The organism is Pseudomonas sp. A-1 (genome assembly GCF_004801855.1).
Taxonomy (GTDB): domain Bacteria; phylum Pseudomonadota; class Gammaproteobacteria; order Pseudomonadales; family Pseudomonadaceae; genus Geopseudomonas.
In genome coordinates, this window is sequence record NZ_SSTC01000056.1 from 1 (window position 1) to 1,579 (window position 1,579).

1 protein-coding gene and 1 pseudogene are annotated in these 1,579 nt (G+C 63.6%); one reads left to right on the forward strand and one right to left on the reverse strand.

Going from position 1 to position 1,579, the window contains the following annotated elements:
* Nucleotides 1-180: 180 nt before the first annotated feature.
* A pseudogene (locus E5198_RS13765) lies at nucleotides 181-1,245 on the reverse strand (IS256 family transposase); the annotation flags it as partial.
* Between the two features lie 68 nt (nucleotides 1,246-1,313).
* Here E5198_RS13765 and E5198_RS13770 point away from each other — a divergent pair.
* Nucleotides 1,314-1,579 (forward strand): transposase (locus E5198_RS13770; RefSeq protein ID WP_168772530.1); only part of this gene is annotated, 266 nt, incomplete at its 3' end.

Consider the following 1,579-nt stretch of genomic DNA (forward strand, 5'->3'; position numbering starts at 1 on the left):
GAGCGGAAAATTTTCAGCAGCCGAGGGATCAAGAGTCGTAAGCGCTTCATAAACCCCATCTGCCAATAAGCTGCACACCCGCCGATGCTGTGCTCCCGATTGTTCTGGAGGATTGTGTCCCGGGAAGTGGTGTAACTGCCCGTGGCTCTGGCAGTCGAGTCTGCGGGGGACTCTGCTGATCACAGCGGACAGCCGAGCAGATTGATTGTCACTGAGCGATTGCAGCCCCTCAAGCTGCATGTAGCGCCGTTGCAGACTCCATTCGTCGTTCTGTTCCAGCAGCATTGCCCCGACCAGCCGGACGATGGCCGCGTCGTTGGGGAAGATACCCACCACGTCGGTGCGCCGCTTGATCTCGGCGTTCAGGCGCTCCAACGGGTTGGTGCTGTGGATCTGCTGTCGGTGTGCCTTGGGAAACCCCATATGGGCCAGCACCTCGTCTTCGCAGCCGTCCATCAACTGGGCGATCTTCGGGAAACGCTCGCGCAACTGATCGGCCACCGCCCGCCATTGGCGCCGCGCCTCGGCCTCATTGTCCTGGGCGAACACCGTGCGCAGCAGGGCCGCCACCATGGTGCGCTGGCCCTTGCCGACATGCGCCAGGGCGTTGCGCATGAAGTGCACCCGGCAGCGCTGCCAAGTCGCTTTCAGTACCCGGGACACGGCGGCCTTTAGCCCCTCATGGGCATCCGAGATCACCAGCTTCACGCCCCGCAGGCCGCGACGCATCAGGCTGCGCAGGAACTCCGTCCAGAAGGGCTCGGCCTCCGATGGTCCCACCCGCATGCCCAGCACTTCGCGCACACCGTCAGTGTTCACTGCCACGGCGATTATCACGGCGACCGAGACGATCCGCCCGGCCTCCCGCACCTTGACGTAGGTGGCGTCGATCCATAGGTAGGGCCAGTCGCCCTCGATGGGCCGGTCGAGAAACGCGTGCACACGGTCATCGATCTCCGCCGCCAGGCGTGACACCTGGCTCTTGGAGATGCCGCTCATGCCCATGGCCTGCACCAGCTCATCGACCGAGCGGGTCGAGACGCCTTGCACGTAGGCCTCCTGAATTACCGCCGCCAACGCCTTCTCGGCGGTGCGCCGGGGCTCCAGGAAGGGCGGAAAGTAGCTGCCCTGGCGCAGCTTGGGAGTGCGCAGCTCGACGTCGCCGGCGCGGGTTTGCCATAGGCGGTCGCAGTAGCCGTTGCGGCTATTACTGCGCTCGTCGCTCTTGATGCCGTAGCCGGCACCACAGAGGGTTGATCTTGCCCAGCCGCAGTGGACACCCCGTTAAGCGATAAACTGCAACGAGGTGAACCATGGCAAGACCAACAACCCCGATGAAACAGACCCGCACCCGCCATTCCCAGGCCTACAAGGACGAAGCACTGGCGTTGGCCGAACGAATCGGCGTCAGTAAGGCTGCCGAACAACTCGGCCTCCATGCTTCCCAGCTCTACGGTTGGCGCAGCAAGAAGCAGCAGAGCCAGACCAGCAGCGAGCGTGAGCAGTCACTGGCCGACGAGAACGCCCGGCTCAAGCGGCTGTTGGCCGAACAAGCCGAGGAGCTGGCCATCGTAAAAAA